The organism is Psychrobacter sp. KH172YL61 (genome assembly GCF_007182895.1).
GTDB lineage: Bacteria > Pseudomonadota > Gammaproteobacteria > Pseudomonadales > Moraxellaceae > Psychrobacter > Psychrobacter pacificensis.
The window spans coordinates 2,607,338-2,627,727 of record NZ_AP019516.1 but is presented as its reverse complement, the minus strand read 5'-3'; the positions used below and the strand labels follow the sequence as shown (position 1 = coordinate 2,627,727).

Genomic DNA, 20,390 nt, shown 5'->3' with positions numbered 1-20,390 from the left:
ATTTAAACAGGCAGTTCGATAGTTGCCGTTACATATTCAGTCATAATGAGGAACTAACATGATAGATCAAAATTTATTAGACGCAGTTAAGACATATAGCGAAAACATGACGCGCCCGATTACTTTTGTATTGGGCAGCGGTGAGCACGATAAGCGCGCTGAATTGATCGACTTTTTGAGCAAGATTGCGGGTACGACTGACAAAAATCAATTTCGATGAGCAGGTTATCGATGACAGTTTGCCAAGCGCGATTAGTTTTAAAGTAGTCAGTCATGTTGATGGAGAGACTGCTGATACAGGTATCGTATTTAGTGGTATTCCTGGTGGTCATGAGTTTACCTCATTGATCCTAGCCATTTTGCAAGCGGGTGGTCATACGCTGAAATTGGATGAAGGTATCCAAAAGCTAATCAAACGCTTCAACAAGCCGCTACAGTTTCAGACCTACGTGTCACTATCATGCCATAACTGCCCAGAAGTGGTTCAGGCGTTGAATCAATTTGCGCTACTAAACGATGGTATCAGCAATGAGATGATCGATGGTGCGCTCTTCCAAGAGCAAGTAGAAGCAAACAAAATCCAAGGTGTACCGGCCGTATTCTTGAACGGTAAACCATTTGCCAATGGTCTGATTGACACTGCCAAACTGATTGGAAAATTACAAGAGCAGTTTCCTGATCTGTTGTCAGATGTGGAAGATGATGCTGAGCAATTAGAGCAGCAAGATGTCACTGTCATTGGTGCAGGTCCTGCAGGCGTTGCAGCAGCTATTTATACCGCGCGTAAAGGCTTAAAAGTCACCATGGTCGCTGATCGTATCGGTGGACAAGTCAAAGACACGCAAGATATCGAAAACTTAATCTCTGTACCTTTAACCAATGGTACTGATTTGTCGACTAATTTCGTTAAGCACTTAGCTGAGTACAATATCACGCTAAGAGAGCATGTCAGTGTGAAAGATATCGGCGAGACAGAAGAAGAAAACTACAGCATCAATCTAAATACCGGCGAGACGTTTGAAACTCGTAGTATTATCTTGGCGACAGGTGCCCAATGGCGTAAGCTTGGCGTACCGGGCGAAGAAGAAAATATCGGTCAAGGCGTGGCTTTTTGTGCCCACTGTGACGGTCCATTCTTCAAAGGTAAAGACATCTCAGTGATCGGCGGTGGTAACTCAGGCGTTGAGGCTGCGTTAGATCTGGCAGGTATTGTTAAGCACGTCACTGTATTAGAGTTCGCTGATGAGTTAAAAGCAGACCAAGTATTGATCAATAAAGCCAAAGAAAAATCCAATATTGAATTCATTACTGGTGCGGCGACGCAAGAAATTAAGGCGACTGATGGAAAGGTATCATCTATCGTCTACCAAGATCGCAGCACAGGCGAGACGCATGAGCGTGACTTATCAGGCGTGTTTGTACAAATCGGTCTCGTACCAAACACTGAATTTGTCAAAGGCTTTGTCGATTTAAACCGCTTTGGTGAGATTGAGATTGATGAGCGCTGCCGCACCGATCGCAAAGGTATTTTTGCTTGCGGTGATGTGACCACCGTACCATTTAAGCAGATTAATATTGCAATGGGTGAGGGTAGTAAAGCAGCATTGGCAGCATTTGAATATTTGGTTATGCAGTAAGTTTTAATATCAGAATTAATATTAGAAGAAAAAGCCACCTTAATTGAGGTGGCTTTTTTTTGCGTTTTTATAGGAATTTTTCTATAGAATAGCGCCTAAAGTTTAAAAACCAGTCATTTTGATGAGTGAACAAAGCAATTTCTCTTGAAAAATGTCATCATCTACGTTACAAATGCGCCATTTTCGTTACAAATATGGGTCTTAGATGCGATAATAAGCCCAATAAAACCTATCATAGCGTCACGAACTATAAGGAAAATAGGCATGGAATATATAGAATCTTTTTTTGCCCTAGTCGGGGGATCTAACATGGGGCTGGGCACTCGTGCCTATGTTAATTATTTTTGGTTTATTATTTACCATTGTGGGCAGGTTCGCTCAGTTTACATATTTTAAACGTATGTTCCGTGTATTTAAGACGGACGAAGTAGGAGACGACGGCATTTCTGCCCGTCAGGCGTTGCTTGTTTCGATCGGCGGACGTGTTGGCGGTGGTAACATTGCTGGTGTTGCCGTTGCAATCTCTTTAGGTGGTCCCGGTGCAGTTTTTTGGATGTGGGTTGTGGCACTCATCGGCATGATGACCAGTATTGTTGAATGTAGCTTGGCTCAGCTTTACAAGCGCAGAGACATTGATGGTAACTTTCGCGGTGGCCCTGCAACTTATATTTTACACGGTTTAGGTAAAGATTATCGTTGGCTCGCTGTCATTTATGCTATTGCTTTACTACTGTCTTTTCCATTGGATTTATCGCATTCCAAGGTAATACGGTAGCAGGTTCTGCGCTTGAGAGTTTCGGGATTGATCGCTGGATATCAGGTACGGTACTGGTGGTTGCGGGTGGATTTATCGTCTTTGGTGGTATCCAGCGTATTGCAAAAGTCGCTGACGTTGTGATTCCTGTGATGGCGTTGATTTACATTGGGATGGCACTAATTATCATCGTGTTGAATATCGCCGATCTGCCTGCACTGATGGCAATGATTGTCAAAAATGCATTTGGTATTGAATCCGTCGTTGGTGGCGGTATCGGTGTGGCGATTGAGCAAGGCATGAAGCGCGGCCTGTTCTCTAATGAGGCAGGTTTGGGTTCTGCGCCTAACATTGCCGCCACTGCTTATGCCACGCATCCAGTCAGTCAAGGTATCTCGCAGTCACTATCAGTATTTATCGATACCATCGTTGTCTGTAGTGCCACGGCATTTATGATTTTGCTCAGCGGCGTTTATCAGCCAGGTGCCGAAGTTGATGGTATCGTACTCGCGCAGCAAGCGCTCACCGCGCAGCTTGGTGATTGGTCACAGTACGTGTTAACCATCTCGCTACTATTGTTTGCATTAAGCTCGATCATGTATAACTACTACATGGGCGAAAATGCGATTAACTTCTTGGTTAAGAAGAATACTAAAACGGCAACCTTGGTGTTGCGTGTTGTGGTGATTGCGATCTTGTTCTTGGGCGCAGTCGCTCCAGCAGCTACCACCGTGTTCTTCTTCGCCGATCCATTGATGGGCGTACTGGCACTTGCCAACTTATTGGCCTTGATTATGCTGTTCCCACGTGCCAAGCGCTTACTTGACGACTTTGCCCGTCAATTAAAATCAGGCGTCAAAGAGCCGTTATTCGATGCGCAAGAGTATGAGAAATTAGATCTCGATCTGAGTGCATGGGGCAAAAAAGCAGTAAAAGAGGCATTAGAGCAAAAACAGTAAAACGTTATGCTTGAAGTCTTATCAATAAAAAACCACTTTAGCCAAGCTAAAGTGGTTTTTTGTGGAAAGTGTTATTTAGCCGACAATATACCCGATAACGAGACAACCTCACCCGCTTCATCTTCTTCGATCATCCGTGTCTCTTGCAGTGCTGCTTGAATCCAAGCCTTGATATGCGGGTTGTTCAGCATGGCCTGGCAATACTGCTGGGTTGTTGGTTGTAGTGTTAAACCAGAGGCGTTGGCATATGTCTGTAATCGCAACACCACTGGGGCAAAAAAGACATCAGCTGCTGTGAAATGTCCAAACAAATAACTGTTCGTCGAACGTCCTTTTAAGCAATCGGCAAAGATAGCCTCAATACGAGCAATATCAGATAAGCACGCACTGCTCGGTTGTATTTTAGCAGTTGCTCTGATATTCATCGGCATCTCATTACGAATACCTGATAATCCTGAATGCATCTCAGCAATGATGCTTTGGCAATAGGCGCTGTTGATTCTATTTTGATGGTCAGTTTGAGCGTTAGTGTCAGGCTTATTGATGCCTGTCCAAATATTGATATCCGTAAAGTACTCATCAATATGTATCGCAATGGCTAACGTATCCCAAACAGTGACTTTTTCATTGCCTTCACCGTAGACCAATACAGGGACTTTTCCTGTTGGTGAATGCGCCTCAAGTATTGGGCGTGCTGAGGGATCAAACAATTCAATCAGCTGCTCGTCAAAGTCAACATTGAACGCTTTTAAGAGTAACCATGCCCGTAGCGACCAAGAGGAGTAGTTTTTATTGCCGATGATCAGTAGTGGTTTTTGCATTTTTAAATCCTATTCAACGATCACAGTGACTTTTGATTGTGTACTCAATGTCAAAAATTAACCAGTCTATAACTTGCGTGATATCTCTATCATTCAAATGATATCCCAAAAATGCCCATCCAAAATCTGGATGGGCATTTTTATTTTTAGCGTTAGCAAGTTTTATTAGCTTAATAATAGGCTAGTCGTCTAACAAATCCATTTGCTTGGCGGCTTCATAGATACCGTTTGAGCGGTTACCCGTACGGCAAAAGATAAGCATTGGCTGCTCAGCTTGGTTAAAGAAATCTGCAAATGCTTCGACATGCTGCTGCGTCAAGCCATTACCTGAGAATGAAATCTCTTTATAAGCAAGTCCTGCTTCTTTAGCAGCAGCTTCAATCTCTGCACTGGTTGGCTGATTTGGTTCTTCACCGTCAGGACGGTTGTTGATAATGGTTTTAAAGCCATTTTCGGCAATCATAGGGACTTGGTCAGGGGTGATCTGTCCCGTAAAGCTAACTTCATGGCTCATAGGAGCTCCTTTTTTATTGGTTGAGTTGGTGGTGTAAAATACATTTATGATTGAGCCAAAGCGAGCAATATGACTATAGCAAGCCCTGCATCAATGCGCTTTGATACAGCAGTTTGGCGCGTGCGCCCGTACCGCAAAACATCAATATGGGCTTTGGCATCGCATGATAAAACTCAGCAAACTGCTCTACGGTCAGCATACTCAAGCGCTCATCATCGAATGGTAGATGATGATAGGTTAAGTTTGCTTCTTTTGTAGCAGTTGCCAAATCACAGCTGTTAGGCTGTGTTTCGATCTCAGCGTCTGGACGTATATTGAGTACTGAGCGATAGCCAAGCTCGGCAATTTTGATACATTGGCTTGGATAAATTTGCTTATAAATCGTTAGGTCATCGGTCATAAATAGCTTCAGTTATCGTTATTAATATATATTTATTATTGAGCTCGTGGCAGAGATGATAAAAATAAGGTCATGCATTGTTGAGACTGAAACGACGGGTGATATGTGTTTATGTACCATTAGCCTATGTTCAGTCAATCTAGCATAACACAGGCTCTATCATAGCGATATTGTACGATAGACGACAGTAGCGATTAAAAGCGCGGTACAAAAATAATGACGCAGCTAAATGTCTTTCAAGGCATCGACGGCATCTAACGTACTGAGATATACCTGCCCTGACAGCTCACTAATGAGCGGGGTCTGCCCGATGATATCCATGACAGGGCCCTTAATAAAACTAAAATGTAAGCGCTTGTTTTGCAGCGCAAGCTCTTTATTTAAGGTACTGAGCATCTCTTGTGCTGTCAGATCAATATGATTGACCGCGGCCATGATCAAAATAATTTCCTGCGCTGCTGGATATTGCTGCATGGCATTTAGAATACGGCGGTGTACCGATTCACTATTGCCAAAAAACAGACTCTCATCGATACGCAGCATCAATAAATTGTCAAAAGTCACCACATCGTGACGATTGATATTGCGAAAGTGTCCGGTACCACCCAGCTGTCCCACGATGGCGACATGTGGCTTACTTGATTGCCAGATGAGACTGGCGAATGACACCATTAGCCCAATAACCAAACCCGTATTTAGCCCAAATATGAGCACACCGACGAACGCTGCCAAAAAGCTAGCTCCATCCAAGCGATCGCGTTGCCAAGCAGACTTTAAAGTCGCAATATCTATCAGACCAATGATAGAGGCCATGATGGTTGCACCTAGTAACGCATAAGGCAAGGGTGCAAGTGCATTACTAAAGGCAATCAGCGCGGCAATCATTACCAGCACCGTCACAAGGCTGGCAAGGGGTGTGTTTGCTCCAGAATCTGCATTGATCGCCGTGCGTGAAAAGCCACCTGCGACCGCAAAGCTCTGGAACAGTCCGCCAGATAGATTGGCAAGACCAAGACCCGTCAGCTCATGGTTGGCATCGAAGCTCTCACCGCGCAAGCGTGCGTAAGTACTGGCAACGGAACTGCTAGAGACAAAAACAATTAGTGCCATCAATCCTGCGGTCGGCAAGAGTTTGAGCGCTTCTTGTAGGTCGGTCATATGCGGTAGTGTAAAGCTGGGTAAACCTTGTGGAATACTACCAATGGTCGCAACCCCTAACGAATTCCAGTGCAATAGCATACTTAGAACGATAGCAATACCCAGTAAAACCAATGGAAATAAACGTTCGGCCCATTTGGCATACGATGATGACAGCCACGTTCGCCATACCCATTGACTCGCATAGCGGTTAGCGACCAAAAGTACAAACGCGATAATACCAATCACTAAGGTCAGCGGATGCACCTGACTGGCATAGCGCTGCATGGTAGATAAATAGCCAACCAAGCTGCTACCAGCGATAGGTATCGCCATCAGATACTTCAGCTGACTGACAAAGATAAGCACTGCCGCGCCGCTCACAAACCCTGCTGAGACGCCGCGACTGATAAACTGCATAATCCAGCCAAGCTTTAGCCGCCCTGCAATCCACAGCAATGCCCCTACCATTAATGCCAATAAACTCGCCATCAGGGCATACTGCTCTGTGCCTTGCTCAGCATAAGGCAGTAGACCACTGGCCGTCATGATGGCAGTGATCGCGACGGGCCCAACAGCTTGTACGTTGCTAGAACCAAGCCAAGCATAGACGAGTACAGGCACGATCGCAGAATACAGACCATACACGGGCGGCAGACCAGCAAGTACCGCATAACCTAGGCTTTGTGGTATCACCAGTACGCCCACCACCAGTCCTGCGACCAGATCAGTCGGTAATACTGTGAGCTGGTATTGGCGCAGCCAAGTAGGAATCAGACGTGCAGCGATAGAAGACATATCAATACATCACCAAGATAGAAAGCAGTATAAAACAGTCAGGCGAGTACGGCATTATTCGGTTTTGGCACAAAATCTCTGATAAAGCAGATCTAATACGGCTAAAGCATCATCACTTGCGATACGATAGTAAATTTGCTTGCCCTCACGGCGAGTGGCAACCAGCTCATCCTTACGCAAGATACCCAGTTGCTGCGACAAGCTTGGCTGTCCAACACCAACCAACCCCTCAAGCTCACCGACGCAGTACTCACCTTGTGTCAACTGACAAAGTAAAAGTAGGCGATCAGGGTGAGAGAGCGACTTTAGTAATTGGCTGGCCTGCATCGATGCTTGTTGCATTTGTTTGGCAAGATCAATAGATGAAAAGTCGGCGCTATCAGAGGAGGTATCATGGTTAGCGCTGTGAGTAGATGTACTCATTGGTGAAGTAGAAGTAGCCAGAATAAGCTCCTTATATAATAGGGCAGTCACTGCCATATTATTTTTAATAATATATGTTGATTATCAATGATATTGCGCCACATAGCAAGATATCATTATTTACATTATATAAATTGATAAAATGTATTGCAGTTGCTATATTAGTAATAACAAATAAGTCGTAATGATAAGCAATCATTATATACGACTCAATATCATACTTAAGCGTTAATTGAATATAAAAACCACATTGCCACAACACTCATAAATAGACAAAGAGGCAGCCATGCAAGTTCATTCTTTCTTAGACAGAGACACAGAAACCTACACACATGTACTGGCTGATGTCGAGCAGCAGCTATGTGCCATGATTGATCCAGTATTAAATTTTGATGCAAAATCAGGTAGGACGAGCACAAGCAGCGTTGACGAGGTCATTGAGTTCGTACGTGAGCGCGGTTGGGCGCTGAAATACATTATTGAGACGCACGCTCATGCGGATCATTTATCGGCGGCGATCCACGTCAAAGAAAGCCTTGGTGGACAATTGGTCATCGGTCAGCACATCACTGAAGTACAAAAAATATTTAAGCAAATCTTTAACTTTGATACCAGTTTCCGCACCGATGCCAGTCAGTTTGATATTTTGACAGACGACGGTCAGACGTTAGCGCTCGGCAGTATTACAATCACAGCCATGTATGTGCCAGGTCATACTCGTGCTGATATGGCTTATGTGGCGGCTGATAATGAGAAAACAGTGGTGTTCGTCGGCGATACATTGTTTGCGCCTGACGTGGGTACCGCTCGCTGTGATTTCCCAGGTGGTGACGCAAAGACGCTTTATCGCTCTATTCAAAAACTGCTCGCACTCCCTGAAGATACTGTGATGTACTTGTGTCATGACTATCCGCGTGAGAGTCGCCAGCACTGCCCAACGACTACCGTTGCTGCCCAAAAATTAGAAAATATCCATGTCAAAGACAGTATCAACGAAGCAGAGTTTGTGCAAATGCGTGAGCGCCGCGATGCGACCTTGGACATGCCGCGTCTGATTATACCAGCGGTACAAGTGAATATTGATGCGGGGAACCTTCCCGCGCCAGAGGACAACGGTACGCGCTATCTAAAAGTACCTATCAATGTCCTTGGTGAATAAATCAAAGCGTGTCATGACTAAAAATGTGATATATCGCATCGCGCTGTAGGGTAGGCACTTATCTATAAATGACTATGCTAAAATTATTGATACAAACCGATCGAGACACTCCAGAACAATTAAAATAGGACACAGATAATGAGTGAGCAAAGTTTTCATTTAGTATGCCTGCATTGCCAGGCCACCAACCGTGTTCCGGCTGCACGGCTAAGCGCTGCACCGAAATGCGGTAAATGTAGTCAATCATTATTGACCGCAAGCCCGCATGAGCTTGATGCACAAACGGCCAATAAGGTTATCCAAAAAAACGACGTATTGACCATCGTAGATTTTTGGGCGAGCTGGTGCCAGCCGTGCATTATGATGGCGCCAGAGTTCAAGACGGCTGCTGGTCAATTGCCGCAGGTAGTGTTTGCCAAAGTACAGACGGATAAATACGAGCAAGCGGCAGCCCCTTATAATATCCGAAGCTTACCGACGATGGTTGCTTTTAGAAATGGTAAGGAAGTCGCGCGTCAGTCAGGCGCACTACCAAGCAATCAAATCATCCAGTGGGTGCAAAGCCTGCAGGTGTAGGGCTTAGTAAAGTAGTATTACTCAGATTAGATTATGACTCATCAAAGTTATAGCCATAAAAAAGCCAATATGCTGAGCGCGTATTGGCTTTTTTGTTATGCCACGATTCTATCTTAACGAGAGTGCAGATCGCTAAATCTTATTCACCATAAATCTTGATGCCATTGGCAAAACTACAACGTTGAATACGGGCAGATTGGACAATCGCATCGCGCTCACCATAGAGCCGCGATAACTTTGCGTCACGCGCTTTGGTATTATTGCTTTTGCCAACCCCAAAGCTAATATTGGGAGAGATACCCCAGCGTCCTGCAGAAATCCCCACGCCCACGCCGGACGCTGCAAAAGTAGATTGCTCATTGCGCGCCGCTTCGACATAACGGTTGACGCGATTGTATTCTTGGCTCAATGCTTGGCAATCATAGTTTTGATAAGTGCTGGGCGGCACATATTGCGGCGTGACATTGCCCGTAGAGGCACAGCCTGAGAGCGCAAAAACGCCAACTGTTGCCAGTAGTGTCGCTTTGGTAAACGTTTTCATAGTGGCTCCATTAAGCTAAGTAATTGTATTTATATCTATTTAAGATAGCAAAAATAGCATGTTTAAGATATTGAAAAAATATAAATGATTAAATATTTTACGGTCTTATCAATACGCCTGCTTATGCGATAGCAATACGATATTTACTCAAAATATTAAAGCGCTGCTACAACGACAATTCCTTATCAAAATAGGTTGGCGGGTTTGACAAAGGCGAGTATTACAATGCCAACATATGCGATAGCTGCAATTAGGATACCTGTTTTGCTCTGAGTGGGTGTCGCAAGGGCATTAAAGGCTTTGATGCTTGAGCTAATCGCTGCGATAAGTAAGATGATTTTGGCAAATACCCACTGTACAGGCGCATTAACACTCATCAGTTGCATGAGCATGATCGCACCTGATACGATCAGTAATGCATATATAATATGAGTGGCGATTTTGACCACGCGTGGCGCGCGTCTATTTGCGCTGAGCACTAAGTAGCTCTGATATAAGAACAGCACAATGGTCAGTACTGCCATCAGCATGTGTAGATGTTTCATCGAATATTGCTCCTGCTAGAACTGCATTATATGGGCTTATTTAAAACATTTTATTGTCAGCTATTTATTTTGACCCGCGCATAATGGACTGTCAGGGCTTTGACCTTGCCACTCTGTCGGTGTATAAGCATGAATGGCTAAGGCATGTACTTGACCGCCTTGTGACGTCAATAAAGGCGTGACCAATCCATATATTAGCTGATGACGCCCGACCAGTCGCTTGCCCTCGAATGCCTCACTGACAATAGTGAGCTTAAAGTGGCTTTCTTTACCTTCGAAATAGCCAGCATGGACCATCGACTCATTGATTAGTTCAATGTGCTGCGGCTCTAGAGCCTGTAGCTTGGCATGAAGTGCATCGGCGGTAGGTGTAGTGCTCATAACAATCCTTCAATGTATATTGCGCAATTCTATTAGGCAATCTGCAAATGATATCTATCGGCATTATAGCAGACATAGAAACCAGTATAGCGCGCGTTTTAAGACCTCTTAAATTGTGACAACCATAAATAATAAAAGTAAAAAAGCAAAGCGCAGCTCAGAGTCTGTACTTTGCTTTTTTGGTATTTGCGCACTTCATGAGTCGTAGCTTAATACGCTAAGTCACGTGTTAACGACGCGCCTTTTGATACAGTGGCATTACTTTTGGCATCAATGATTGTAGCTCCGCGATACGGCTGCTGCTCGTTGGGTGAGTGCTTAGGAATTGAGGCGGCTCGCCTTGGCTCGCACGCTGCATTTTTCGCCATAAAGTAATAGCGGCCTGCGGGTTATAACCTGCGCGCGCCATTAACTCAAGACCAATTTGATCGGCTTCGCTCTCTTGGGTACGACTGTGCGGACGGCTCAAGCCTAGATCGCCAGCAACGCTTGCTAGCTGCGCTTGACCTTGTGATAGACCAAAGATACTAGCAGCAACACCGATACCTGTTTGGGTCGCGTATTCGCGTGAGATGCGTTCACGTGAGTGCTCACGTAATGCGTGAGAGATTTCATGACCCATGATCGCAGCAATCTCATCATCAGTTAAGTTCAGACGGTCAATAATGCCTGAGTAAAACATAACCTTACCACCTGGCATAACAAAAGCATTCAACTGATCAGATTTGATCGTGTGTACTTCCCATTTCCATTTTGCTGCATCTGCACGATAAACACCCACTTGACCAACCAAACGATTAGCAATTTTTTTCAAGCGATTTAATTGGGCGGTATTGGTATCTAATACACCTTTTGATCTTGCATCTTGCAGTGTTTTCGCATAGCTCTGTGCAGATAACTGCAGTACTTGCTCGCTAGAAACCAACAATAACTGCTGACGATCGACGCCGACGGCACCAGTATTGGTCGTACTGGTACAACCAGTCAATGTTAGCGCGGACAATGAAGCCGCCATCACACCAGTGGTCAATAGTTTTTTCATAAAAAGCATCCTCTCGATAAATGGTAAAAAGAAAAAATCAAACAAAGTAAATCTCGTTGCAGCAAGTAATGGCGCTATTTTTTATGGCTATTTATCGACGCCCAATCACCTACTAAGACAGTAAAAGCCTGTTCAAGCTATCATTGTAAATAAGTATAATAATGTTAACCAAGTAAAACCAAGATAGTAAAAGTAACAATAGAGCGTATGATTGTAAGTGAAATAGACATTGTTCATAATGAAGTAACGTTTTGCTTTTAGTGATAGCAAAAAATTTATAATCTTTTACAAACTTGACGTAAGGTAAACTGTGGACTGATAGGGTTTAACTGAAGTAGTAGGTATCAATGTCAGAGGATAAACCTTAAAGTGCTATTATTAATATGAAATAATTTATATTTTTCTAAAAGCAATTCCGTTTTTAAATCAATTGCTTATGTGGTATTTTCTCAAAAACGAAGGTCTGGACTGGAAATATCAGCCATAATTTTTAAAAAAGGTGTTGACACCCACAGAATATTTGCTAAAATAGCCAGCCTATCGAGACGGAGTAGTTGTTAACAACACGATGATTCGATAATAAGCGGGAATAGCTCAGTGGTAGAGCATAACCTTGCCAAGGTTGGGGTCGAGAGTTCGAATCTCTTTTCCCGCTCCAAATATGGCTTGAAAAAGCACAAAAAGCCTCACTTTATAGTGAGGCTTTTTTTTATGCGTAAAATCCGACTTAGCGCTACTTTTTAGATAAATAACCGAAGACAAAGAACAGATCGACGCTCTATGGAAAGAAGAGAATATAGCAATAGCTGTCATGGGTGCTATGCACTAGACGTATCAACTTAAATACTTGAGTACTTTTGTAAATACCCCATTCTTAACACAACATCATCGTAGAATAATTAAGCCACCTGCCTGTACTCGGTAGGTGTCATATCATTAAGTGAATCATGGGGTCTTTCGGTGTTATAAACCTTGATCCAGTCTTCAGTCAGTTGAGTAACTCCATTAAATCATTGAATAAATAACAGTCTAAAACCTCATTGCGGTAACTGCGATTAAACCGTTCAATATAAGCATTCTGATAAGGACAGCCAGGCTCGATATAATCAATATAGATGCCATGAGCTGATGCCCAATCAGTGAATACGCTAGATGTAAACTCACTGCCGTTATCCACACGAATTTGCTTAGGATAGCCATACCACTCGGCTAGCTGGTCAAGGTAACGAATTACTCGGAGTGAAGGCATACTGGTACCAATATCAATGCCTAATACTTCACGGTTGTAATCATCAATCACATTAAAGGTTCGAAAGCGAATATTGTTGTGTAGTCTGTCGCTCATAAAGTCCATTGACCATGTATGACCCAATACGTTTGGCACACTTAACGGCTGAGGATGACGTGTTGGTAGCCGTCTTTTAGACTTACGGCGTAGGTTTAAGTTTAACGCGGTATAAACACGGTGTACTCGCTTATGATTCCATTGATAGCCAAGCTTACGTATGCGTTTAAAGCACTTTGGGAAACCCCAACGATTGTGCTTGTCAGTAAGCTTATTTAAGACATCAATAATCTCACTATCATCAGATAGCTTAGGCTTATAGTAGTAAGCAGTTCGACTCATGCAGACAACCTGACAACTCACTGCAATGCTGACATCATACTGCGCCTGTAATTCTTGCGCCCAGACTTTGCGCTCGGGTACAGGCGCTATAGCTTTTTATGATCTCTTTCTGCATTTGCGCTTTAAGGCTTAAATCAGCATACATCTGTTTAAGCCTACGGTTTTCTTCTTCAAGCTCTTTTAGTCGTTTGACATCAGAGGCTTCCATACCGCCATACTTGGATCTAACTTCGCTATCGCTTCGTCTTGCGTCACTAAAACAGTCTCCCAGACTGTTTCTTAACGTTCCCTCATTATAAAAGTCGAGCTAGCTACCCCGTATTTACGGCACAGCTTTTTAGCAGGTATCCCAGCGTCTGCTTCTTTTAATATCGATACGATTTGGGTCTCAGTCATTCGTTTGCTCATATCAAAACTCCTGCTGGTATTTTAGCAGTTAGTTTCTACTTTTAAGTGTTATTATTTTTGGGGTGATTACCATTTAACGTCAAAAAGTAGTTTCTAGGCTCTAAAATATAATCATTATTAATTAGTATGATTTTTCCTACCCAGTGGTCGTTATTTCTCCTTGAATGGTCGAGTAGAAACGTGATCTGACCCCGTATATAGAATATAATAACAGTCACTACGGAAATTTGTTTACGATTACGCTATAGTTCCTGTACCTAAAAATACATTTAATTATTCGTATTCAATTATCATAATTCCTTAAGTGTAAGTAAGCATATTTAAGTTATACTAATGTTTATATAGTCAATTCAGCTTAACATAATTTGATATTGCTCGATTGTGCAAGTGTCTCTAATCGAGAATTATCTCAACACAAAAAAAATAGGAAAAAGTATGTCAAATATCAATGAGTCTTTACAAGAGTTAATGGATCTTGATGGTGCGATGGGTGCCTGCATTGTGGATTATATGTCAGGTATGGTGTTAGGCACGATTGGTGGCGGTGTCGATCTTGAGCTAGCTGCTGCCGGTAACTCACAAGTTGTAAAGGCAAAAGTAGCAACGATGAAATCACTCGACATCAAAGGTGAAATCGAAGATATGTTGATCACACTAGAGTCTCAGCTACACATCATTCGTCCGACAGCCAGTCATGAAGATTTATTTATCTACTTAGTACTTGATAAATCAAAAGCGAACCTTGCATTGGCACGCCGTAAAGTACAGTCAATCGAAAGCAAACTAGAAATATAATTTGGCCAAAATCAATTGAGCCAGTCACTATAGTGAAACCATTATAAAATGGTATAGCAAGATTAAACGCTATTTTTCGCAGCCTCTGGAGACGCAGTCACAGCAAGCAAGAAAAGTAGCGTTTAATCGAGCGGGTTTCCTATGCTGTATCAATTTTATTGAGGTTCTACTATAGTTTATTGATTCTGCCTTATTACATCTGATGTATTACCTAGGATACACAATAAGGTCAAATTCGTTATATACAGTATGTATATAACGAATTATTAATTTATATATAATTATAAGAACTTAATTAAGTTTTAGATGTTCTATCAAATGGTGGCAAAATGAAATGTATTGCATACGTCAGCAGAGTGCCTCTTAAAGATCGCAGTATTCGTATGCCTAGTGGGTTATCAGACATCATTAGCGTCTCTAGTAAGCATAATCCACAGTCACACATCACAGGCATCATATCCTATCGTGAAGGGCAGTATCTTCAGGTGCTGGAAGGTCCTGATATTGAAGTAGATAGACTGATGGCTAAGATATCATCTGATACTAGGCATGAAAATATCTGGGTTTTTCTGAATAAAAGTGTAACTGAACGTAGCTTTCGTAATTGGGGCATCAGCGTGTTCGATTTTGTGGATCAAGGCGCTTTTTTTGATGATTTTATTGAAAAAATAGCGTTGTCTTAAACAGTTTCGATGAGCAGCAAACAAAACGTATTCAGCCATTTTTGATATACACAAGTCTAATACCGCCTCCCAAAAGGATTATAAAGGTAAAAGTCTTAAATTATTGGCTTGGCCTGACCTAAATCATGTCAGTAATCCTCAAATGATTATGGATTTATGTGTCAAACTGACAAAAAAACCTTATCCGTTTGATACATTGGTCGCTAGTGGTGAGTTTGGTTCGTCTCCTCAAGTCACAGAAATAATCAATGGGTTTGATCAATCAGGTATACTGAGCGTGACAGAGACACAGCCGTTAGACGAGCCAAAGGTTAATGAAAAAAAGCCTAATAAGTTTTATGGCGCGATCAAGAAATTCTTAGGAATGAGGTAAAAAATTGAATTATCAGAAGTTAGCTATCATTGGTGAAGTAGGTGCTGGAAAAACTCGAATGGTTAAGACGTTGAGTGAAATCAGCCCTTTTGAAACAGAGGCAAGATCGAGTATCGATATTGGTAAAGAGTACACGACTGTCGGTATTGATTATGGCAGAATTACTTTATCTGATGATATGGCACTAGGTATCTATGGAGTTCCAGGTCAAGAGCGTTTTTTCTTTTTGTGGGAATTTGTCAACCACTCTTTGTGGGGTTTGCTCATCTTAATCAAGCATGGCGAGACGCCTGATTATGCAAATTTAGATAAACTGCTACACTTTTTTGCACCAGCAAAAAAGCAGACGACCTGTATCGTTGGTATTACTCACTGCGAAGATGCCGATAAACAAAGCGTGGCTGTGCTCGGACAAGAGATCAGAGTCATGCTGATGGAACACGATATAGTCGCGCCTGTGATCAATGTAGATCCAAGAAACAAAGAGTCCGCTGTGTCTCTATTATCATTATTTAATACCCTGAACAATCAAGGTTGATGTTAGATATGACTACACAAAACGAAAAATCACCTGCAAAAATAGCACTTTTGGGTCACATGAAAGCGTTGTGTGAGGCCAATAGAGAAATCGTATTGGTCAGCTTATGCACCACAGATGGTTTTCCTATTAGCTGCTTCTCGATCAAAGAGTTGAGCAACCAATCTGACAAGTTTGCGGCGATGAGCAGTACGCTATCAGCGCTCAGCGACTCATCAGCTGCCCAGATGAAACAAGGTAAGTGCGATATCACAATCGTTGAAGCCACGTCTGGCAATATGCTATTTGTCAAAACAGACTATATCGGCAAACCATGTGTATTGACCGTTGTGGCACAAGACAAGATGGCATTAGCAGAAGCAAGATATAAGACTAAGAAGCTGATTGGTGAAATCTCATCTATTACCGAGTAACGTGAAATTATTGCTAGTAGATCGCTTCTTAGATTAGAGTAGCTGCAACGCTATACTTTGTAAAAGATTAACCTTGCTTAATCAAATCTTATCAAAAATCATCCCAATACGGATGATCACCAAAGCGCTCAGCAATGAAGTCAATCAAATAACGACAACGCTGCGATAAAAACCGATTTTTTGGATAGACGGCATAAGCGTTTAGTATTGGCAATTGATACTGCTGCAAAATCGGTACAAGCTCGCCACGTGCCAGCTTTTTATAAGCGATGAAAGTTGGAATGACGGTAATGCCATGTCCTTTTACTGCCAAATCCGTTAAAAACTCACCATTGGTGGCTTTAATTTTGGCGTTCATCGCGTGATAATGCTTTTTTCCTTGTGCGTCAATCAGCTCTATATTGTTTGTTTGACCAAGACTGTATTGCAAAAACTCATGCCCTCCAAATCTTCTAATGTATGAGGTGTGCCCATTTTTTTTAAATAGTCGGGACTGGCGCAGATGACGCAACGAATCCGTGCCAGCGGCTTTGCTTGATAACTAGAATCTCGTAGCTCTCTGATTCGAATAGCCAGCTCATATCCTTCTTCAATCAGATCAACATGCCGATCAGAAAAATCCAATTCAAACTTCAGGTTTGGGTGCTGATTGGCATATTCATCAATCACATCAGTCAGATGCATAAGACCAAACGATAATGGCGCGGTCATCTTTAGCGTACCCCCAATGCGCGTTGGCGTATCATTGGTAGTCTCGTTCAAGGCATCAACCGCGTTTAAGATACTGTTGACCTGCTGATAATACTGCTCACCTGCTTGTGTCAAGTGAGAGTGGCGCGTCGTACGGCTAATCAACTGAGTGCCTAGGCGCGCCTCCAAGTCTTTTAGGCGGCGGCTAACGGCTGACTTTGCAATATTTAATTGTTCGGCGGCTTTAGTGATGCTGCCTGCCTCGACAATGCGTACAAACATCGCCATGTCTTCTAACTGTCCCATTATCGATGCCTCATTATTGTTCTAATAAAAGAATAGTTATTTGCACTTATGTCTGTTTATCTCTATATAGTCAACAATTATAATAGATACATTGTTCAATCACGTGAATTAATAACAAATATATAGATAATAAACGTATGGACAGTTAAGGATAAATAATGAAAACGATCTATCATGCAGCAGACTCACGCGGCGATGCCAATCACGGCTGGCTAAAAAGCCGTCATACCTTTAGTTTTGCCAATTACTATAATCCTGAGCGTATGGGCTTTGGTGTTTTACGTGTCATCAATGATGATTTTGTCATTGGTGGTCAAGGGTTTGGCAAGCACTCACACCGTGATATGGAAATTATCAGCATTCCTCTAGCTGGCAAACTTGCGCATGGCGATAGCATCGGTAATGAGGGCATGATTGAGACGGGTGAGATCCAAGTCATGTCAGCGGGCACAGGCATCACTCATAGTGAAATGAATGGCAGTCGTGAAGAAGCTGTGAGATTTTTTACAGATCTGGGTCGTGCCAAATAAAATGAGTGTTGCTCCTTGCTATCAGCAAGTGCACATGGGGACCATCATGACGCCCAATGAATTCAATCAGGTGCTATCACCAAATGCAGATGATGCAGGGGTTTGGATTCATCAAGATGCTTGGTTCAGTATGGGAGAGTTTGATGAAGGCGTGACGCAGACCTACCAACTAAACAATCCTAATAATGGTGTTTATATTTTTGTGATTGCAGGAACAGTCGTGATAGACGGTAACATTTTGTCTACTCGAGACGGCCTTGGGGTTTGGGATACTAAGCACTTCACTATGGAAGTGAAAGAGGCGGCAACAGTATTAGTGATGGAAGTGCCGCTTTCTATGTAGATCACGGGTGAGCGCCGTAGCATCGTTCGCTCGCTCGACTAACCGCATACAGATCAAGAGGTGCCACATGACGATTAGAACTCTAGAGCCACGATCAACGGAGGTTGGTGGTGTTCCTATCGCACGGTTATTACCCAATAAAGGCAAACAACCGATTGGCGCATGGTGCTTTTTGGATCACGCAGGGCCAGCTGAGTTTGCTCAAGATGATTTAGGGGTTCAAGTTGGTCGCCACCCCCATACCAATCTACAAACTTTTAGCAGGATGATTGATGGTGAGATTTTACATAAGGACAGCTTGGGTAGCGAGCAAGTCATTGCCAAAAACCAAGTCAACCTCATGACAGCTGGTACAGGATTGAATCAAGGTATTAGCCATACAGAGCAAAGCGTTTTTTTGGACAATGCTGACTCAAGCGCTGCTCATCGCCACATCAATATGATACAGCTATGGATAGCTTTACCCACTGACCAGCAGATTGAACGCAGTTTTCATCATTACCCAGAGCTGCCAGCATGGACTGAGGGCAACGTCGAGCTGATTCTGACCACGGGTAGTTATCAATCAGCATCTGGTGAGCACCATCAAGCGCCAACGCTGCAGTACTCAAAGATAGTTGGTATCGATGTACATTTTTTAGAAGATGGAGACGTCACGCTGAATTTGGAGGCGAGCTTTGAGTACGGTATTTTAGTGGTTGTCGGTGCGCTAGAGTCTGAAGGTCAAGTATACAAGAAAGACCAGTTATTACGTTTTCATCGTACAGACGTTTCTAACGATACAACGATAACGCTGGTCGCAAACAAGGGCACACGTTTGATGTTCATTGGTGGGGAGCCTCTAAGCAACCAAGTATTACTGTGGTGGAATTTTGTCGCTGACAACAAAGAGGAGCTCAAGCAATAGGTCATTGATTGGAACAATGGTCATGAGCGTTTTGGTGAAGTGGATTCTGATATGCAGCGTCTGGTGGCACCAGAACTACCCAAAGGCTTCAAAGGTTAACCACTAATACGCAAAATTTATTAACCTATTTTTCAAAGGTAATCATCATTGTTAAGTTTTTTTTACAAAAAATACATGGGGTTTTAGGTAAATTGTTCCGATAATAGCCCACATAAATAAACTGTTTTATAACGACTTGTTGATCACAAGATCGACAAGGTCTATCAACCCAGAGCAAATCATTCCTACAACAATATGGAGAAGTACGATGTCAGAACTAAAAGACTTACAACAATTAGCAGAAAAGCGCCGTTCTATATACGCACTCAGCGACCAGCTGCCAGTATCTAACGATGAAGTCGTAAAAGTAGTTGAGCATGCTGTCTTGCATACACCATCATCATTTAACTCGCAATCAACGCGTGTCGTTGTGTTATTCGGCGATGATCATCACAAACTATGGGATATGACTGAAGAGACCTTACGCGCTATCGTCGGTGACGAAGAAGCGTTTAAATCTACCAAAGATAAAATTGCTGGCTTTAGATCGGGTGCTGGCACCGTACTATTCTTTGAAGACCAAGCAGTGGTAAGAGGCATGCAAGAAGCAGCGCCTTTATACGCTGAAAATTTCCCAATTTGGTCAACTCAAACCAACGCAATGCATCAATACGTCATCTGGACGGCACTAGCAAGCATTGATGTCGGTGCAAACTTGCAGCATTACAATCCAGTGATCGATCAGAAAGTCGCGAGCACTTGGAATGTTGATGCAGATTGGGAGCTAAAAGCACAGCTGGTATTTGGTAAGATTGAGCAGCCAGCAGGCGACAAAGAATTCAAGCCACTTGATGAGCGTATGAAAGTGTTTGGTGCTTAATGTTGTTGTTTGAGAATAGACAACCTATGGCCTTGCTTAGGAAGTTTGCTAAATAAACTACAGAGCACGTAAAAAACGCCACCCAAGCATCGGGTGGCGTTTTTTTATGAATAAAGGGTAAAGACAGCAAAGCTACATTGGATATTTGCAGAACTGATGCGACAATTTAAT

The 20,390-nt window shown here is 42.9% G+C and carries 18 protein-coding genes, 1 tRNA gene and 5 pseudogenes; 13 read left to right on the top strand and 11 right to left on the bottom strand.

The genetic code is table 11. The features are described 5' to 3' along the window. The first annotated feature begins 58 nt into the window (after nucleotides 1-58). Together ahpF and PKHYL_RS14055 are read left to right on the top strand one after the other, a co-directional pair. Nucleotides 59-1,637, top strand: a pseudogene (ahpF, locus tag PKHYL_RS14065) (alkyl hydroperoxide reductase subunit F). 331 nt (nucleotides 1,638-1,968) lie between these two features. After that, nucleotides 1,969-3,350 (top strand): annotated as a pseudogene (locus PKHYL_RS14055) (alanine/glycine:cation symporter family protein). Nucleotides 3,351-3,421: 71 nt separating this feature from the next. Here the strand turns inward: PKHYL_RS14055 and PKHYL_RS14050 are convergent. From PKHYL_RS14050 to PKHYL_RS14030, 5 genes are all read right to left on the bottom strand, one after another. Continuing rightward, nucleotides 3,422-4,171 (bottom strand): glutathione S-transferase family protein, encoded by a 750-nt coding sequence (locus tag PKHYL_RS14050; RefSeq protein WP_071003007.1) that lies wholly within the window; start codon nucleotides 4,169-4,171, stop codon nucleotides 3,422-3,424. 181 nt (nucleotides 4,172-4,352) lie between these two features. Then, nucleotides 4,353-4,685, bottom strand: a complete 333-nt coding sequence (locus tag PKHYL_RS14045; RefSeq protein ID WP_071003008.1) for a TIGR01244 family sulfur transferase — start codon at nucleotides 4,683-4,685, stop codon at nucleotides 4,353-4,355. A 73-nt stretch (nucleotides 4,686-4,758) separates the two neighbouring features. Further along, nucleotides 4,759-5,085, bottom strand: coding sequence for a beta-lactamase hydrolase domain-containing protein (locus PKHYL_RS14040; RefSeq protein WP_058025715.1), 327 nt, complete (start codon nucleotides 5,083-5,085; stop codon nucleotides 4,759-4,761). A gap of 225 nt (nucleotides 5,086-5,310) precedes the next feature. Next, nucleotides 5,311-7,020, bottom strand: coding sequence for a SulP family inorganic anion transporter (locus tag PKHYL_RS14035; RefSeq protein ID WP_071003010.1), 1,710 nt, complete (start codon nucleotides 7,018-7,020; stop codon nucleotides 5,311-5,313). 54 nt (nucleotides 7,021-7,074) lie between these two features. Beyond that, a complete protein-coding gene (locus PKHYL_RS14030; protein WP_240365425.1) occupies nucleotides 7,075-7,443 on the bottom strand; it encodes an ArsR/SmtB family transcription factor in 369 nt (122 codons plus the stop codon). 286 nt (nucleotides 7,444-7,729) lie between these two features. Between PKHYL_RS14030 and PKHYL_RS14025 the strand changes: the two genes are divergently transcribed. Continuing rightward, nucleotides 7,730-8,602, top strand: a complete 873-nt coding sequence (locus PKHYL_RS14025; protein WP_240365424.1) for an MBL fold metallo-hydrolase — start codon at nucleotides 7,730-7,732, stop codon at nucleotides 8,600-8,602. Between the two features lie 138 nt (nucleotides 8,603-8,740). Further along, on the top strand, nucleotides 8,741-9,178 hold the full coding sequence (gene trxA, locus PKHYL_RS14020; protein WP_240365423.1) for a thioredoxin: 438 nt from the start codon (nucleotides 8,741-8,743) through the stop codon (nucleotides 9,176-9,178). A gap of 139 nt (nucleotides 9,179-9,317) precedes the next feature. On the opposite strand, the gene PKHYL_RS14015 is transcribed toward trxA, so the two are convergent. From PKHYL_RS14015 to PKHYL_RS14000, 4 genes are all read right to left on the bottom strand, one after another. After that, nucleotides 9,318-9,719, bottom strand: coding sequence for a hypothetical protein (locus PKHYL_RS14015; protein ID WP_071003013.1), 402 nt, complete (start codon nucleotides 9,717-9,719; stop codon nucleotides 9,318-9,320). A 185-nt stretch (nucleotides 9,720-9,904) separates the two neighbouring features. Continuing rightward, nucleotides 9,905-10,264, bottom strand: a complete 360-nt coding sequence (locus PKHYL_RS14010) for a SirB2 family protein (RefSeq protein WP_212564188.1) — start codon at nucleotides 10,262-10,264, stop codon at nucleotides 9,905-9,907. Nucleotides 10,265-10,324: 60 nt separating this feature from the next. Next, entirely contained in the window at nucleotides 10,325-10,645 is a 321-nt protein-coding gene (locus tag PKHYL_RS14005) for a BolA family protein (protein ID WP_212564189.1), read from the bottom strand. A 229-nt stretch (nucleotides 10,646-10,874) separates the two neighbouring features. Further along, nucleotides 10,875-11,687: a M48 family metallopeptidase gene (locus PKHYL_RS14000; RefSeq protein ID WP_212564190.1), complete on the bottom strand. Its 813-nt coding sequence runs from the start codon at nucleotides 11,685-11,687 to the stop codon at nucleotides 10,875-10,877. 583 nt (nucleotides 11,688-12,270) lie between these two features. Here PKHYL_RS14000 and PKHYL_RS13995 point away from each other — a divergent pair. After that, a tRNA-Gly gene (locus tag PKHYL_RS13995) sits at nucleotides 12,271-12,345 on the top strand. Between the two features lie 241 nt (nucleotides 12,346-12,586). Here PKHYL_RS13995 and PKHYL_RS13990 read toward each other — a convergent pair. Then, nucleotides 12,587-13,722 (bottom strand): annotated as a pseudogene (locus tag PKHYL_RS13990) (IS3 family transposase). A 435-nt stretch (nucleotides 13,723-14,157) separates the two neighbouring features. On the opposite strand from PKHYL_RS13990, the gene PKHYL_RS13985 reads away from it, so the two are divergent. The 5 genes from PKHYL_RS13985 to PKHYL_RS13965 all read left to right on the top strand — a co-directional run bounded on the left by PKHYL_RS13985 (nucleotide 14,158) and on the right by PKHYL_RS13965 (nucleotide 16,524). After that, on the top strand, nucleotides 14,158-14,517 hold the full coding sequence (locus tag PKHYL_RS13985) for a hypothetical protein (protein ID WP_071003016.1): 360 nt from the start codon (nucleotides 14,158-14,160) through the stop codon (nucleotides 14,515-14,517). A gap of 329 nt (nucleotides 14,518-14,846) precedes the next feature. Then, nucleotides 14,847-15,200, top strand: a complete 354-nt coding sequence (locus PKHYL_RS13980; RefSeq protein WP_240365422.1) for a BLUF domain-containing protein — start codon at nucleotides 14,847-14,849, stop codon at nucleotides 15,198-15,200. A gap of 103 nt (nucleotides 15,201-15,303) precedes the next feature. Continuing rightward, nucleotides 15,304-15,573, top strand: coding sequence for a hypothetical protein (locus tag PKHYL_RS13975; protein ID WP_240365421.1), 270 nt, complete (start codon nucleotides 15,304-15,306; stop codon nucleotides 15,571-15,573). 4 nt (nucleotides 15,574-15,577) lie between these two features. After that, nucleotides 15,578-16,111: a GTP-binding protein gene (locus tag PKHYL_RS13970; protein ID WP_240365420.1), complete on the top strand. Its 534-nt coding sequence runs from the start codon at nucleotides 15,578-15,580 to the stop codon at nucleotides 16,109-16,111. 8 nt (nucleotides 16,112-16,119) lie between these two features. Further along, on the top strand, nucleotides 16,120-16,524 hold the full coding sequence (locus PKHYL_RS13965; RefSeq protein ID WP_143007412.1) for a roadblock/LC7 domain-containing protein: 405 nt from the start codon (nucleotides 16,120-16,122) through the stop codon (nucleotides 16,522-16,524). A gap of 91 nt (nucleotides 16,525-16,615) precedes the next feature. Here the strand turns inward: PKHYL_RS13965 and PKHYL_RS13960 are convergent. Next, a pseudogene (locus PKHYL_RS13960) lies at nucleotides 16,616-17,496 on the bottom strand (LysR family transcriptional regulator). A 182-nt stretch (nucleotides 17,497-17,678) separates the two neighbouring features. Here PKHYL_RS13960 and PKHYL_RS13955 point away from each other — a divergent pair. The 3 genes and pseudogenes from PKHYL_RS13955 to PKHYL_RS13945 all read left to right on the top strand — a co-directional run bounded on the left by PKHYL_RS13955 (nucleotide 17,679) and on the right by PKHYL_RS13945 (nucleotide 20,219). After that, nucleotides 17,679-18,393: pseudogene (locus tag PKHYL_RS13955) on the top strand (pirin family protein). Between the two features lie 67 nt (nucleotides 18,394-18,460). Beyond that, the gene (locus PKHYL_RS13950) at nucleotides 18,461-19,300 is read left to right on the top strand and encodes a pirin family protein (protein WP_240365419.1); all 840 of its coding nucleotides are present in this window, start codon (nucleotides 18,461-18,463) and stop codon (nucleotides 19,298-19,300) included. Nucleotides 19,301-19,607: 307 nt separating this feature from the next. Continuing rightward, nucleotides 19,608-20,219 carry a nitroreductase family protein gene (locus PKHYL_RS13945; RefSeq protein WP_071003022.1) on the top strand — a complete coding sequence of 204 codons (612 nt, stop codon included), beginning with the start codon at nucleotides 19,608-19,610 and terminating at the stop codon, nucleotides 20,217-20,219. Nucleotides 20,220-20,390 lie beyond the last annotated feature (171 nt).